General features: G+C 37.3%; 15 protein-coding genes. All 15 read right to left on the bottom strand.

Annotated elements, in window-relative coordinates; all coding sequences use genetic code 11:
- A partial coding sequence (locus KEM10_RS22760) for a DUF4248 domain-containing protein (RefSeq protein ID WP_212220306.1) occupies positions 1-194 on the bottom strand: 194 nt, incomplete at its 3' end.
- Positions 195-559: 365 nt separating this feature from the next.
- The gene (locus KEM10_RS22755; protein WP_212220304.1) at positions 560-967 is read right to left on the bottom strand and encodes a potassium channel family protein; all 408 of its coding nucleotides are present in this window, start codon (positions 965-967) and stop codon (positions 560-562) included.
- A gap of 22 nt (positions 968-989) precedes the next feature.
- Positions 990-1,715, bottom strand: coding sequence for a porin family protein (locus KEM10_RS22750; protein ID WP_212220301.1), 726 nt, complete (start codon positions 1,713-1,715; stop codon positions 990-992).
- Positions 1,708-2,793 (bottom strand): PCMD domain-containing protein, encoded by a 1,086-nt coding sequence (locus KEM10_RS22745; protein ID WP_212220298.1) that lies wholly within the window; start codon positions 2,791-2,793, stop codon positions 1,708-1,710. Before KEM10_RS22745 ends, KEM10_RS22750 begins: the two co-directional genes overlap by 8 nt.
- Positions 2,794-2,803: 10 nt before the next feature.
- On the bottom strand, positions 2,804-3,598 hold the full coding sequence (locus KEM10_RS22740) for a hypothetical protein (RefSeq protein ID WP_212220295.1): 795 nt from the start codon (positions 3,596-3,598) through the stop codon (positions 2,804-2,806).
- A gap of 30 nt (positions 3,599-3,628) precedes the next feature.
- Entirely contained in the window at positions 3,629-4,432 is an 804-nt protein-coding gene (locus KEM10_RS22735) for a hypothetical protein (RefSeq protein ID WP_212220292.1), read from the bottom strand.
- Positions 4,433-4,577: 145 nt separating this feature from the next.
- A complete protein-coding gene (locus tag KEM10_RS22730) occupies positions 4,578-5,858 on the bottom strand; it encodes a DcaP family trimeric outer membrane transporter (protein ID WP_212220290.1) in 1,281 nt (426 codons plus the stop codon).
- 68 nt (positions 5,859-5,926) lie between these two features.
- Entirely contained in the window at positions 5,927-6,232 is a 306-nt protein-coding gene (locus tag KEM10_RS22725) for a DUF5335 family protein (protein ID WP_212220287.1), read from the bottom strand.
- A gap of 11 nt (positions 6,233-6,243) precedes the next feature.
- Complete coding sequence (locus tag KEM10_RS22720) at positions 6,244-6,792, bottom strand: HdeD family acid-resistance protein (RefSeq protein WP_212220284.1); 549 nt, start codon at positions 6,790-6,792, stop codon at positions 6,244-6,246.
- A gap of 83 nt (positions 6,793-6,875) precedes the next feature.
- Positions 6,876-8,174: a C45 family autoproteolytic acyltransferase/hydolase gene (locus tag KEM10_RS22715; RefSeq protein WP_212220283.1), complete on the bottom strand. Its 1,299-nt coding sequence runs from the start codon at positions 8,172-8,174 to the stop codon at positions 6,876-6,878.
- Positions 8,175-8,309: 135 nt separating this feature from the next.
- A complete protein-coding gene (locus KEM10_RS22710) occupies positions 8,310-9,971 on the bottom strand; it encodes an amidohydrolase family protein (protein WP_212220280.1) in 1,662 nt (553 codons plus the stop codon).
- Between the two features lie 21 nt (positions 9,972-9,992).
- The gene (locus KEM10_RS22705; protein WP_212220277.1) at positions 9,993-11,648 is read right to left on the bottom strand and encodes an amidohydrolase family protein; all 1,656 of its coding nucleotides are present in this window, start codon (positions 11,646-11,648) and stop codon (positions 9,993-9,995) included.
- Positions 11,645-11,917: a hypothetical protein gene (locus KEM10_RS22700; protein ID WP_212220274.1), complete on the bottom strand. Its 273-nt coding sequence runs from the start codon at positions 11,915-11,917 to the stop codon at positions 11,645-11,647. Before KEM10_RS22700 ends, KEM10_RS22705 begins: the two co-directional genes overlap by 4 nt.
- Positions 11,918-12,164: 247 nt before the next feature.
- A complete protein-coding gene (locus tag KEM10_RS22695) occupies positions 12,165-14,777 on the bottom strand; it encodes a LuxR C-terminal-related transcriptional regulator (RefSeq protein ID WP_212220271.1) in 2,613 nt (870 codons plus the stop codon).
- Positions 14,778-14,800: 23 nt separating this feature from the next.
- The coding region (locus KEM10_RS22690) for a hypothetical protein (RefSeq protein ID WP_212220268.1) at positions 14,801-14,980 on the bottom strand (180 nt) is incomplete at its 5' end.

Below are 14,980 nucleotides of genomic sequence, written 5' to 3'. Positions count from 1 at the left end.
TCCAAGATTAAGAGAAGTTGTTGTTTGTTATAGTAATGGCGTTTGGTTTGCCCGGTATTTGCTATCTGCTCTTTCAATTTCGGACACAGTTCAATTTCTCTTCTTAATTGCTGCATGGCTGCATCAACCGATACACTATCAGGGTACAGCTTTTTTACCAAATCCTGTTTCAATATGGTTCTGCGTACTTTCATAACGTTGGATTTGGATTAAAAAATGAATGATAACGTAACTGAAATACGGAAAAAAACAGTCTTGTAGAGTATAATTCAACTGCTTTTGAAGGCTTTTGAATACTTTTTAGCTTATACAGACTGCTTTTGAGGACTTTAAGACAATATTTTAAAGGCTTTTTTGAATGGTGTAGTTTTTGAAGGTTATGTTCTGACAGCTTATTGAAGTTGGTGACCAGAAATGAAGCAAAAACTTCGTTGCCATTAATGGCTACAAACACGAAAAGCCCCAATATGAGGCTCATTTCTAATGAATTGATAAGAATATTGGGCATAATTTACACATTATACCCCTGACAATTAGCGCTATAAATATAAGAAAAAACTTATTTCTCGATATAGTTTTTTTGTAACGAAGCAATTAATAGAGCGGTAGACCAGCCAAAAATTATTACACCACAAGCTGCCTGCATTGCAGCTATTAAACGGTAGGTATCGGCTATAACAATATCGCCATATCCAAGTGTTGAAAAGGTAACGAGTGAGAAATACAGAGCTTCTTCAAAGCTATTTACAACATTAATTTTCAGGTAAACAACCGACCATACAATTACCTCCAGCAAAACGGCTAGAATCAGTATCGTTACGGTTAAATCAATTCGCAATAATCTCTTAATCGGATGTGATTTATTCGTCCACTTACGAAAGCGATTTAGAATTAATCTTGAAGCTATGGTATGAATAAAGCAAGTTATAACCATTAATGCTAAACTGATTGAAATATTTTGAATCATAATATTACTACATTTAGTTATGTCACTCTTTACCAACACCTATGGGTATGCCAACATTAAAATAAAAAACAGAATTGTATTGATTGTCAGCTTTAGAAATACTACTAATACTGTTATAGTAGTGCAGGGCAAGAGTTACCCCTTTTTCCTTCTTTAACCTTTGACTAAAACCAATGACTAATCCTCCATCAAACGTTTCATACTGCTCCTTAATATCCGCATTATAGGTAATGTCGTTATCATTAAATAATGATACAGTAAAAACATCCTCTGCTTTTGTAAGAAAATTGCCCTGCAAACCAAAATCTAAAAATGTTAGCTTAAACAGCTTATATCGCAGCAGAACGGGGATGCTGATATACGACAAGTTACGTTCAACTTTTGCACCTTTTAAAATGGCATTTAAATTAGTGTCGGGGGTTTCGTAAATTGAAACACCTTCTGCTCCCATCGGAAAACTATAATACAAGCTGGGATTTATATGAAGTTTTTCATTAAAATGGTAGGCGTAGGTAATGCCTAAATGCAAACTATAGCTATGTTGTGATGGTTCCAGGTTAATAATAGAAGAACGGTTCAGTCCAACATCAATACCAAACTCCATATTATCGGCATTTAGCTTATCTCCAAATAAAAAGGCAATAAGCACCTGAGAAGAGACTATTTGATAGCTTAATAAAAAAAGCAATAGAAATAGTGTTTTCTTCAGGTTTGCTGCTTGCCTGATAACTATCTGATATTTATTCATATATCAATTCAACATCGTCAAGAATTAATTCACTGCCTATTGCTCCGGCAAAATTAGCTCCATCGAAACTTGAAGAAGCTACAAAGGTAATATGCGTTGGTAGTATAAACGCAGCAGAGTCTGTACTTACAAAGTCGTGGCCAATGGGTAACATATAGTCGGGGTACGTATTATCCAATTCGCCATAAGTAAAAGTTACTTCCTGAGTTGTAAAATCATTCTGATTTTGGTCACTTCTGAACCAGGCGGTTGCCAATCGTTCGGTTTTTCCACCCAATCGTACTTCCAGTAAAGCATAAATATCGCAGGCATCGCCGTATGCAAGTATATTGCCTTTCTTGTCTTTGTTTTCGGTACCGGGTGTATAACTATATTTAAACTTTAATTTTAAAGGTCTTCCTATGAATGGTGTCCCAAATTCAATAGCAGCTTGCGGATTTGAAGGGTCAATATTATCCGGATTAAATACACCTGTAAAAATTGAACCTGCCGAAATGGGAGCTCCAAATGTTCCAACCAGCTTACCATTATCCAATGTTTCCATTTTTGCAGCTAAGTTGCCTCCGCCAATGTCGAAAGGGGTAGTAGCCAACTTGCCTAAAATTTGTGTTCCCTGGTTTCCTGTACCCCAAATGGTGTTTGAGGCGCTTTCGCCCGGCTCATAATAATCAGACGCTGTTTTATACCATAAACTAAAATCTCCGTTATCGAGTGGCGGTGTTACCGAGGCAATAAAAGATTCAATCTCCCAAACATGTATACTTCCGTCTTCGGCTGTAACAGTAATTTTTTGCGGTGTATTTAAATCTAAAACATCACCAGCTTTTGTTTCCGATTTTGCAAAGGATGAGAACTTAATAGATTGTATCTGAATTTCTGATAAATCAACCCCTCCCGGAATTTCCACAATCACTTTATTGCTATCAGTTAATATTTTGGCGTTGCTTGCTTGGTTGCTAACCACAATATCTTTAATATTGCCATAAGGAGAAAGACCAAAATAATCTTCTTTAACACATGATGCCAATATAAGCAGCGTTATAAGAACGGCTGTTATTTTACTACTATGTTTTTTCATTATTCCATCTTTACTTGTTTGAACCAAAGTAATATGCCAAGCCTAATTCAAGGGACAATATGTTTATATTGAAATCGACATTTTGCCTTATTTCTTTTGAAGAAGGTCCATCATTCATGTTATTTTCAGAAACTTTCAGATTATACCCCAATACATTTAGCTGAATTTCAAAAGCAAAGTTTTCCATTGCAAAAAATGTAACACCTGGGCTTATACCTAGCCCAAATAAATAATCGGTGCCATATTGCTTTTGTATTTCATCGTTGTATTTAATTTCGCGTTTTAAACTGTTGGCCATACCAAAAGAAAGCCCAATATCTGTAAAGAAGCTTAACCTTTCGTTTTTGGTTAGAGGTACTGACGACCTAAAATGTGGCGTTATGGCAAAGCCCCTGGTTATTGATTTAGACTGTAAGGTGTCCGGCTCACGGTAAATACTTCCTTCAAATTGTTTTTGATAGTAATTGAAGTTTACCCCGGCCATACCATAATTACCTGTATAATAGCCTACTTTAGCTACAATATTGTAATCCAACATTTCACCTTCAATTACCTGTTGAATGAGATAATCTGTATTTTCTAACTTCTTGTCTTCTAAAGAAAAGGACAAGCCTACATAAATGTTTTTCTTTTTGAAAGGGTGAAAGTTATTTTCATAATAGCTGGACATTAGCTCATAAGGCGTTAAATCATTTTTAAGAGAATCGTTCACGTTTTGCCCATTAAGTGAGCTTGGATAAACAATTAAAAAGGCATAAAGCCAATATAACCATTTGACTTTTTCTGTGTAATTAATACATTTCATAATACTAGGTTACAATCTTTTATTTGTTGATTAAAAGTTTATCTTGTTACTCTTAATATAATTTTTAGTTAGATATTGTGGTGTGAAAATAACCACGCCAATTTCGAAACCAGAACCATTACTTCCATCCAAGCAGGCTCCATAAGTTATTGCAGGAACAATAAAGTCGTTGGGTTCCCAACGTAAGCCAATTTTAAATTCAGGTTTGGAATATGCTTCACCTTCAGTGCCATATAATTCACCAACGATAGCCGTTTTAGGAATTATTTTATAAGCAGCTAAACGGGTAGTCCAGGTAAATCCCATTGCAGTTTCTTTATTGTTGCCATAATTGAAATCGATCATAGCTCCCGGCATAATATCCCAAGACAACATATTATTGAAAAAGGGAATAGTAATAGGAACAGCTGTCCAAACATTCTTATGCAGTTCGGTAAACTGAGTTTCATTAAAATAACCAGGCGAACGGCCAAAGCCTAAAAAAACACCACCTCCACCAGTTTTGGATTGATTCTGCCAAAACATATATTTAGCATATACGGTAGTGGTAAAATGCTGAGGGGTTTGTTCTGTTCTATAGTCCCTAAATAAATTCCCCTGAGCAAAAAACTCAAAGCGGTCGATTAAGGCAAACGACATTAGTAGGGTAGAGTTTCTTTCACCGGCAGTAATACAAAAAGTACCTGTACCATGAGGCATAGTGAGGTAATTGTCGGAGTTAAATTGCTGCGAAAAGCAATCAAATTGAATACTTAGTAATAGACCCAACACCCATACGATGGCAATGTTTCTCCTATAGGAAACCTCCTTCTCTTTTTTTTCTTTAATATTCATGATAGTTATAATTTAAATCGCAAATTTAGAAACAGCATCAATTGTGTATTGAAATCATTTCTTATAAATAGAATATGCATCTGCTTAATAAATAAACAATAGAAATACAAATGCATCGGGTGATCGCATTTTCTTACAGGTTTACTTAAAACAAATACTTAAACATAATCTGCAGTCTGTTGCCAATACCCGATTTTCCATCTCCATTTTCACGGTATAGAGTCATAAACTCAATACCGGTATTCACAGATTCATAGGGCGCCCATATTAAGTTGACATGACCAGATCCACCCAATTTAATTTTATCTAAATCTCTATAATCAGAAGGGCTTAAGCCAAACCAATTTGTATTTATATTAGCGGTTAATATGGGTGATAAATTAAAAGCAAAACCACCTCCTAAATTCCATGCGGGCATGGTTTCTAATTTTTCATCGGGAGTTAAAATAGCCGATGCTGTTGAACCTATGGTCGCAACAATATTGCATCCCCAGCCCTGACCATACGATGACATCCACCTGAAATAGTGTTTGTTTTGTCCAAAATACTCACGACCACTAAAACTAATTCCCCAGCCAAAGGCGGTAGCATCAGGTCCGGTAGTAAGACCATCCCAGCGTAGTTGAAAAGCAGAAGCACCTAGGAATAACCGACCACCTGAGCTGGTATTTTTTGTTATTCGACCTACTAACGTGGGTAGCAACATGCTTTCCTGTCCGTCAAATCCATTTCCATCTATTCCAGGAAATTCAAGCATTTCCAATGCAAAAGCATAGTTTATGTCTTTATTCAACTTATCTTCGAAACGCACCTGCGCCCTGCGTATACCGGTTAACGCATCACCTGCTGCAAAGTCAATTGTTGATGGAACCGCAAACAAATCGGTTTGTGTTCCCCAGGTTCGACCAATTAGTAATCGGCCTAACACACCATAAAAGTGTCTAAGTCGTGCAGATTGATTAAAAGGTCCGCGATCCAGGTTGTAAAAATCAAATTCGAAAAACACACGTAGAGGCATTCCTGACTCAGTTATGTTTCGTACATCAATATTTACTCTTGATTCGCGGGCATGCATATTCATATATCCAGACTGAGATACTCGTCCATCGCCGTCAATAGGTACATTTTGTATCTCATATTGATAGCGGTCATAACTACCATTAAAATCCTGTATGTAATCTAACTTAACAAAACCTCCAATCGCCATACGTGCCTTTGAACCAAATAATGGCCAGGAATTCGGGAAACTTGCATCAACTAAATCCTGACCTGTCCAATCAATTACATTATCGCGAAATTGATCAATCCGGTTTGTATCTGAGCTAATTGTTTTGAGCGAGTCTCCTTGCTGCCAATTTTGACCATTTACCTGATTAGCAACTACAGCTATACAAGTGAGAATTATATAGCATAAGATCTTCTTCATAAGCCTTGTTATTTATATTGATGAAAAGGTTAACTAGATTATTCACTTTCTAATTAAGCTCCGAGTTGTTAAAGAAATTCTAAAGAACAAGATTTACCACCGTTATCAATAACTTCGATAGCAGTCAAAACTCCATTTTCATCTTTAGATAAATAGAAATCTGAAGGAGCATCAATTGTATGAGTATATTCCTCAAGCTCAATAACAAAATCATTTCCCTTATTTACAGGGTCATAATTCAATCGTTTAAAAGGTTTGTTTTGTATTAAAACATCACCATCAAATATGATGGCAGCCTTCCGGCCATGGTTACCTGATGTAATCATTTGCAACCGTTCCTGAAGTTCGGTTTTTTGTATCTTTTCCTTACTCATAATTATCCTAATTATTGAAAACTCTGTTTGTAAACTTGTTTCATCCTTAATGCAACATTAATACTTAGAATACCGGCAAGTAAAAAGCCAATGCCTAGCCATGAAGTTATTGCAATGGCACCAAACAGGGTATTGTTAATTATTATATAGCCCATACCAATTGATAATAATCCGCCTACCATTCCGACCCACCAACTTGCAACACCTTCTTTTTTCTCCGAAAAAGAATTAACAAACAACAATGTGCCGTAAACTATAATCCAAAAACCAACCACAAAAGGTATTACCGAGGCTGAAATTACCGGACTAGATAGTAAAATAAACCCAAACAGGATGTCAATTATCCCTTCGGTAAGTCTCCACCCCCAATTAACGACTGTTTTCTTTGACAACAATGCTAAAGTTGTAATAAATGCTCCGGACATGAGTAACCCGATACCTATATAAACTGTCATCCCAACTATTGCTTCAATAGGGTTGAACAAGACAAAAAGTGCAAGTAATATTAAAAGTATGCCTCTTAGCAGATACATCCACCAGTTTTTTAGTTTTTCTTTCATGAGCCTTTAATTTAGTCTTTAATTATAATATGAAACAGCCCCGACTAACCGGGGCTTGATTCATATGTTTTAGTTAACCTGTATCAATCAACCTTAAAATACTTCGTTAAGTCTATTTCTAACCATGGAGTATGAGTAGGTATTCTCCAAAATACCTTAAGTTCGGCTGGTATCGTTACAGTCTGGTAAGAAGTCCAATCCTCTACTTTTACAGCAGGCTCAAGGATACAAGCCGCTCCATCAGAAACTTTACCATCTACAATTATTTCTTTACTAAGGAATGCGCGCATTTTGGCATCGTCATTTGCTGATGGGTCTTTAGTAAGGTAGTTAACCATATTCCTACGACGAGCTTTAGAAAAAGCAATTGCTCTGTCAGGCTCACTTTCCATATCCAAGTTCCAGTACGTCGACAATGCATGATTTGCACGGGATGTCATTTCTCCATTCATAAGTTCAGGCTCGGTTTTAATAGAGCCATTCGGACTTATTTCGAAATACCTGGCCCGATTCGGGTCAGCTACCAACATCAGCAAAGCATCGTTTGACTTTAAAGCAGGTATTAACAAATCAAGCTCCTTTACCGATTGATAATCTGAAACCAAAGAGAAAGCGAGGTTGTCAGTCGCTCTCATTTTAGTGGGTAAAGACAATGGACGGATATTGTCGGCATTATTAAATTCAATGTATAGCCCTTTACTGTTAATTAAATCAATTGCAGAAGTAACCTGACCTGCGCGTGTAAAAGCAGCCACGCTAATGTCTGAATCTGATGGATTGGTAATTCGAACAACAGCTATTTTACCCAATCGTTCGCGCCATGCCTTACCAAAGTCATGATTACGTCCGGTATACAAACGCCCATCGGCACTTGCTTCACCCCAAACAGCGGCACTAGTACAACCACCGCCTCCAATACCTGCGGAATAGAGTACTGTTTGAAGCATACAATCCATTAACACCATATCTTCCAAAGCCAAACCGGAAGTTTCTGCTGCTCCCTTAATCATTTGTTTATGATGATTGGGTAGAGCGGTATAAAAGCCTTCCATGAGTAGTTTTGTTACCACGTCGTGATCCATTAGCGGAGCTGGCTGATCAACAGGGTTATTCCCTGCTATTTTAACCATAAAATCATTCTTAATTTCGTTGAAATGCCAGTTGATCTGCTCTTTCAACAAGTGCCCATACTGACGACCCATTTCGTAGTATGTTCCATTCAACACTACGATGTGTATGGCGTTCTGTTCGTAGAGTTGGCCGCCTTCAAATTCGGCTACTTTAGTGGCCTTTGAATCAATTTTATCCCAGGCAGCATCCCACTTTTGTTTTTGAGCATTAGCTGCACTTAAGAATACAAAACTGATTGCAATTATTGCCATACTTTTAAAGTTGGACGAAGACCAATTTTTTCCTATAGTGATATTTGATAACTTCATTTTTTTGATTAAAATTTTCATTATTAATTTTTTAAAGTCAATAATTGAATTATGTATATTAATTACCTATAGTTGTCTTTAATGTTTGTGCCCCGACTCATTAGTAAAGTCACAACAATCCCATATATCATCAGACGCACCTCCAAAGTCAACCGGCGAGGTGTAGAATGTTTGTGTCCAGCCCTCTTCAGTAAGAGGTTCGTAACGAGATTCAGCCAGCTCATAGCGTATCGGTTGTCCGGGATTGACGCCCTTGAGCACCTTTGAATCCTTAACAACAACAGTTCCATTAACTAAAACGTATGGAATACCTGTAGAGGGGACATTACCTTTTTCGTAGGTTGCGTTATCTTTTACCTTCTCCGGGTGAAATATGGTAATATCAGCTACCATCCCTTCCTGCATGCGTCCGCGCACCTGCATAGCCTTCAAGCCCATTTTTCCAAGAGGTAGAGCTGAGTTGTAGCTGGACATGGCAATGATCTGCATAAGAGGAATATTGTTCTCTCTGGCCAAGCGTAGTGATTTTGCATAACTTGCTGATGCACGAGGGTGGGTATTGGGTATTTCTTCGTATGGTGTATCCCAGCTTAGGTTATCATCAGGAAGCGTAGGCATACCGTCTGTGACAATTGTTGCTCCTGGCATCTTCAGCCAATCAAGAATTGCCGATTCAGGCATTTTGTAGACAAGGATTACACGGGTTGGGTCTTTCTTAAGCATTTCTGCACGGCTTTCTTCGGTATACCATTCGCCGGTAATCGGGTCCTTAAGTGTCTCTTCGTATTTATAACCAAGTTGCTTCACCCAAACCTCAGGCTCCAGGAAAACTGCGTTCAGTGCAGTGGATCCGGCAGCATAAGGATATATTTCGCCCCAGACATTGAGGTTTTGCTCTCGCATTCGCACCAACAGTTCATGTACTAGATTGTAGCCAGGGTTGTTAAAATGACAAGCCAGTGCCGGCGCTTGTAATGCAGATGCATTTGCGAGTAACTCCTGGATACCGTTGGCTTCCATGACATCGTTTCCTGGGGTATAGCGAAAATGGGCACCGGTTTGTCGGCCATAACGACCAGCTAACTTCTGCAATTCGAACAACTCGCGGGCAGATACACCGTCGCGCATGTAGCCGAGGGTTGAACCGATTCCCAGACCTCCTGCGGCCAGTCCCTGATCGAGAATCTTGAGGATTTCGTTACCTTGTTCCAGGCTCGGGCGCACACAGCACCAACCATTTCCTTTTCGGCTTTCCGCAGCTGAACGTACGTCCTGACTTTCGGTAAATCCATCGAGTACTTCAGCGCGGGCATACTCATGCCCCACTGCCTGACCGTAGTTTACCTGATTATTTCCTTCGCGTGAACGATACCATTGGTCAATGTATTTACCATGGGTACCGATTTCAAGATCCAATACGGTTGTACGTCCATCGCGCAAAGCGAGCTTATTTGACCAAGGCCGATCGTAATGCCAATGGGTATCGATAAACCCGGGAGCAACCACATGTCCGGTGGCATCTATGGTTTCTTTACCTTTAATTTCACTTTCTGTAATTAGAGCTATTCTACCATCTTTAATACCAACATTACGTATGGCATCAAAGTTGGTCTCAGGATCCATTACTCGCCCATTAAGAATTACTACATCAAATTCTTGCTTGGAATTAGAAGTTTGATTTTGTTGACAGCTTGAAATGATAAAGCCCACAACGATTAATAATAAAAATGTTCTTTTCATTGCTTATAATTTTAGATTGTTTTAATGTTTATGTGCATGATCAGGTTCCAGACAGCAGTCAAGACCTCCAAAGCCTGTTGGGGCTGTTAAGAATTCCTTTTCCCAATTATCTAATGCCAGTTTTTCGAAGCGACCTTTTTCTTCCACGTCAAAACGAATAGGCTGACCAGGGTTTACATCCTTTAATACTTTAGAATCTTTAACAACTGTTACTCCATTAACCAAAACATAAGGTATGCCGGTTGTGGGTATTGTTCCTTTGGCATAAGTTGAGTTTTCAGTAATAGTTTCCGGATCAAAGATGGTTATGTCGGCAATTTTTCCTTCCTGCATTCTACCCCTCATTTGCATGGCTTTTAGCCCCATATCGCCCAGATATTTTGCAGGGTTATAGCTTGAGGCGGCTATCAAGTGCATTAAGGGTATATTGTTTTCGCGACCGATGCGGAAGCAAGTCCCTCTGGTGCCGGCTGCTCGTGGGTGGGTATTTGGTATTTCTTTGTAAGGGGTGTCCCATAATGGTGGCTCGTTCCAACCATGTGGCACAGGCATACCGTCACCGGCAAATACAATTCCATCTAACTTTACCCAGTTGATGATATCATCGGGTGGCATTTTATACAGGATAATTTGTGTGGCCGGAGCCTCTTTTAATACTTTATTGTATTTTTCAAGCGTATAAAATTCTAATGTCAACGGATCTTGCATAGTTTCTTCCAATTTATTTCCTAGCTGATCCACCCACACTTCAGGACGTGCAAACTGAGCATTAATGGTAGTCATCCCCGCTGCATACGGGTAAATCTCACCCCATACGTTAAACCCTCTTTTACGGGTTTCCAATATTAGCTCTTGTACTAATTGCCAACCCGGGTTGTTGAAATGACAAATAACAGCCGGCGCATCTAGTGCCACAGCATTGGCTAATATTTCCTGAGCGCCATTTGCTTCAGTGGTTGGGTTGCCGGGTGTATATCTTAGATGAACTGATGTAAAACGACCATATTTAGCACCTACTTTTTGTACTTCGTACATTTCACGAGCAGTACATCCAGGTAGGTATCCTACTGTTGAGGCCACACCGATAGCACCTTGACGCAAACCTTCGTCGATAGCTTCCAGCATTTGATTGCCCTTATCAATATCCATAATATCATTAGCCCAGGCAGTACCTGCTCCCCGACTTTTAACGATACCATCTGGTGTATCTAAGGCTTTTACTCCCTGGGTAACCATACTACGGGCAAACTCGTGGCTCGATGCAGTACCGTAGTTAACCTGACTATTACCTTCATGCATTTTGTACCATTCATCTATACGAGGTCCAAAAACTCCGGCTTCAATATCCATTGATGTGGTAACACCATCACGTAGAAGCAGCTTATAACCTAAAGGGCGCGACCAATGATTATGCTCTTCTATAAACCCAGGGGCAACAACAAGTCCTTTCGCATTAATTACTTCCTTACCATTGATTTCTTTTTCAGTAATAATGGCAATTTTACCATCCTTGATTCCCACATTGCTTATGGCATCAAAGTTGGTTTCGGGATCCATTACCCTGCCATTCAGTATTACAATATCAAATTCACCTGTGTGAGTTTTACTGTTACAGGATATTAGCATTAATAATGCTAGAAAAACTGCCATTACGGTAGATAACATTTTGTTTTTCATACAATTAATTTATTTATTTCGGATTCAGTTATTTTCTCGATACTTAATATTGTTAAGTGCAAGTCGTAAATCTTTTCCAGAAAACTAAAAAGGTGGGATTGATCTTTAAAACGCTTATAAAAAGAATACACTTGACCAAATCCATTCGTTTTCACAGAATCAAAAGCTTCTACTTTTAGCTCATGTGAATTTATTGCCATTAAGTCGCCATAAACTTTAAAAGTGTATATGCCTTCCAATGAAAAGCTATAGAATTTATTGTTTTTCATGCCATTAGTTAAGTATTAACAAAACTATAGCAATATAAAATCGGAGTCAATCCACTTTAGTGGATAATTTGTATCAACTTAAATAGCTGATTTGTAACAATAAAAGACAGGTAACCAAATAACTACAAGCCTATGATTTCGTTAAAAGGAAACTAGATATTATAGATAACCTTATGATGCCTAACCTAATATGTAATGGAAGTAATTTAGCAGGTAGAATTATAGAAAAGGTTAATGGTTTGGAATGTTATACTAAATATCCAATCTCTTTCGCTTTTAAAACGGCACCAGTTCGGTTTTTAACCCCTAATTCCTGATAGAGGTTATATAAATACTTCTTAATTGAATCTGGTGATAAAAACATTTCTTCAGCAATTTGTGCATTAGAATAACCATTTGACACCAATTCAAGCAATTTCAGGTCACGTTCCTTTAAAACGATTTCGCTGATTTTCATGTCTATAGGTATTGTTTTTAATATGTAATGTATGAATGAAGTAGGTTTGGTTTCTTTCGATAGTAAATTTAGAATATTAATCGTACAATCTGAAAACTCACAAAAAACCATCACATCACCAGTTGATTCCGCAATGCTAATTGCAGATTGCATATAATCTTTGGCTTCCTTAATTCTGTTCTGTTTATATTTTGATTCTGCTGTAAGAATGTTGAGTTTAATAAGCAAGTTTTTGTGGCCTTGCTCTTTTGCGTAATCCCAGAATGGTTCAGCTGTCTTATAAAAATCTTTAAATTCTGTTGTATTATCGGTATATAATAAAAGCTTTAACTGAACTACTTGAGGCAGAAAATAATAAAATACGGGAGGGTACACATTATAATCTGTTATCTTATTTAATTCCAATGCTTTATTGAACTCTTTATTTCTTAAGGCTATTTCAATGAGTAACGCGTTTTTAAACTGCGCCATATTTTCAGAGTTGAGTTCATTGATGAAAATATCCAGTTGCCTTATATTTTCCTTAACTTTTTCGGGATGGATAATTAAATTACAATGAACGTGAATGCCAAGTAAGTATACAAACCAGGAAGGGCGCATAAGATGCTTAATTTCAAGTCCTTTTTCATAATATTTTTCACATTGCATGTATAATCCGGTTCGGTAATTCTGCTCTGCAAAAAAATAAATCCCCATACCTAATGTTTCATAGAAATTATGTTTTTCACTTATATCTATAACGTGAGGCACAACATGTTGTCGATTTTGCAAATCGCTTTGCATGCTATATAATATCGCTTTTGCGATTAATGTTCTTGCTATGCTTTGATGGTTATTTATATGCAGGCTATCTAGTCTTATTTTCAGCATTTTAATGGCTTGAGTGCCTTTGCCTAGAGCATTAAGTGATAGTGCTTTGTATGCATAAGCAAATGTTATTATGGAAGAAGCATAACTTTCCATCAAATGAATAGCCTGATCAATTACTTGAAGGCTTTCATTAAAACTACCTGCATAGAAAAGTAACATTGCTTCCCACACTTTAACTTCACCTTTTTGATGAGGCGTTAATTCTTGTACATTTATTTGTAGGTGCAGATTTTTAATATGAGATGCTAGTGCAGCATATTTCCCTTGGTTTTCAAGTATTACAGCCTTGGCAAGAATTAACTCAATATTTGAATTCTGCTCCATTTCAGGAAATAAGGCTAAAATGTTGTCTAGTCGTGAATATTGGTCAGTATTAAGCAGAGCATACCTAAAGCATTGAAATTCTTTAATGGCCTCCTCAGTAAAACCTCCTTCCAATAATTTAATTATACCTTCTTCATAAAGTTCTTTCCGAATAAACCATTTCCCACCCTTATCTAAACATTTTATTCTATTTTTAATGTAAAGTGTATGGTTGAAATAATCAGCTAAAGCTTCCTGAAACTGATGATGAAACCTAAACCATTCATCATTCCTGTCGAGTGAAATAGTGAAATTGCTTCTATTGGTTAATGTACTTACAATTTTGTGTTTGGAAACCTCCTTTTCAAAACAAGACAAACATTCTCTAATAAGCTCAATATTAAATCTATTAAACAAAGAACAAACAAATAATATCAGGTGGCTGTCTTCTTCTTGTCGTGTAATAACCTCTTGCTTGAAATAACTATTAAATTGTTCTGTTTTAAATGTGCTACTGGTAAGGTTAAGGCTTTTGTTGTTAATAAGTTGAGTGCATCCTAATATCCAACCTTCTGTTTTTTCTAATAATAAGTCAGCTTCTTGTTTGGCAAGGGAACGGTTAAAACATTCTTTTGCATATTCAATCAATTCGTTTCGAGATAGATTCATATCCTGCATGCGAATCTCGCTTAACGTATTATTTAGCCTGTGTTTTTCAAGGCTAACTGATGGGTCATGCCTTGTTATTGCAATTATATGAATATTTTTTGGAGGGTAATTTAAAAAGGTATTAAGCATATCCTTAATGCCATCATCTTTCAAAAGATGAAAGTCATCGAGTACTACAATAGTTTGAGCCTCAATTTCATTTGCTTCAGTAAAAAAAGCTTTGGTTAAAACATCATAACTAATATCGTTATGACTTTGTAATAAGCTTGAAGTATGCTTAAAAGCATCAATAGATACCAACTTAGCACCTTCTATAATATAACTAATTAAAACCTGTGGTTGATTCATTTCAGCATCGCAACTGACCCACACTGCTTTTTTATTATTTAACCATTGGCTAACTAAAGTACTTTTTCCATAACCGGCTCCAGCAACCACAAGTGTTGCTATTTTAGATAAGCTCTTGTCTAAAAGTAGCTCTAAGCGCTCCCTTCTGTAATACTTTTGAAAGCACTTTGGACGGTTTAATTTGGTCTTTAATATAGGTAATGATGTTGTCATGGTATAAACCCAAATCTATTGCACTATTTCGCCATTTCTTTTTGTTTTTTTAGCACCAACTCTAATGCTTCTATTGCGAATATATTGCTGTTTATTAATTCATTAATTTGACTTGCAAGCCATAAAGTCATCAATTCCTTTTCTTCTACATCAAATAGCTTTGCCATAACAGCCACCTGTTCTTTTTTAGCTCGTCTGTCTCC

Origin of the sequence: Carboxylicivirga linearis, assembly GCF_018271995.1 — a bacterium.
In the GTDB taxonomy this organism is placed as follows: Bacteria; Bacteroidota; Bacteroidia; order Bacteroidales; family Marinilabiliaceae; genus Carboxylicivirga; species Carboxylicivirga linearis.
This window is presented reverse-complemented; position numbering and strand designations above follow the sequence as displayed.

What these genes read in the sequence shown, in the direction of transcription:
- KEM10_RS22755 (WP_212220304.1), bottom strand. Translation starts at nt 967, where the DNA reads ATGATTCAAAATATTTCAATCAGTTTAGCATTAATGGTTATAACTTGC.
- KEM10_RS22750 (WP_212220301.1), bottom strand. Translation starts at nt 1,715, where the DNA reads ATGAATAAATATCAGATAGTTATCAGGCAAGCAGCAAACCTGAAGAAA.
- KEM10_RS22745 (WP_212220298.1), bottom strand. Translation starts at nt 2,793, where the DNA reads ATGAAAAAACATAGTAGTAAAATAACAGCCGTTCTTATAACGCTGCTT.
- KEM10_RS22740 (WP_212220295.1), bottom strand. Translation starts at nt 3,598, where the DNA reads ATGAAATGTATTAATTACACAGAAAAAGTCAAATGGTTATATTGGCTT.
- KEM10_RS22735 (WP_212220292.1), bottom strand. Translation starts at nt 4,432, where the DNA reads ATGAATATTAAAGAAAAAAAAGAGAAGGAGGTTTCCTATAGGAGAAAC.
- KEM10_RS22730 (WP_212220290.1), bottom strand. Translation starts at nt 5,858, where the DNA reads ATGAAGAAGATCTTATGCTATATAATTCTCACTTGTATAGCTGTAGTT.
- KEM10_RS22725 (WP_212220287.1), bottom strand. Translation starts at nt 6,232, where the DNA reads ATGAGTAAGGAAAAGATACAAAAAACCGAACTTCAGGAACGGTTGCAA.
- KEM10_RS22720 (WP_212220284.1), bottom strand. Translation starts at nt 6,792, where the DNA reads ATGAAAGAAAAACTAAAAAACTGGTGGATGTATCTGCTAAGAGGCATA.
- KEM10_RS22715 (WP_212220283.1), bottom strand. Translation starts at nt 8,174, where the DNA reads ATGGCAATAATTGCAATCAGTTTTGTATTCTTAAGTGCAGCTAATGCT.
- KEM10_RS22710 (WP_212220280.1), bottom strand. Translation starts at nt 9,971, where the DNA reads ATGAAAAGAACATTTTTATTATTAATCGTTGTGGGCTTTATCATTTCA.
- KEM10_RS22705 (WP_212220277.1), bottom strand. Translation starts at nt 11,648, where the DNA reads ATGAAAAACAAAATGTTATCTACCGTAATGGCAGTTTTTCTAGCATTA.
- KEM10_RS22700 (WP_212220274.1), bottom strand. Translation starts at nt 11,917, where the DNA reads ATGAAAAACAATAAATTCTATAGCTTTTCATTGGAAGGCATATACACT.
- KEM10_RS22695 (WP_212220271.1), bottom strand. Translation starts at nt 14,777, where the DNA reads ATGACAACATCATTACCTATATTAAAGACCAAATTAAACCGTCCAAAG.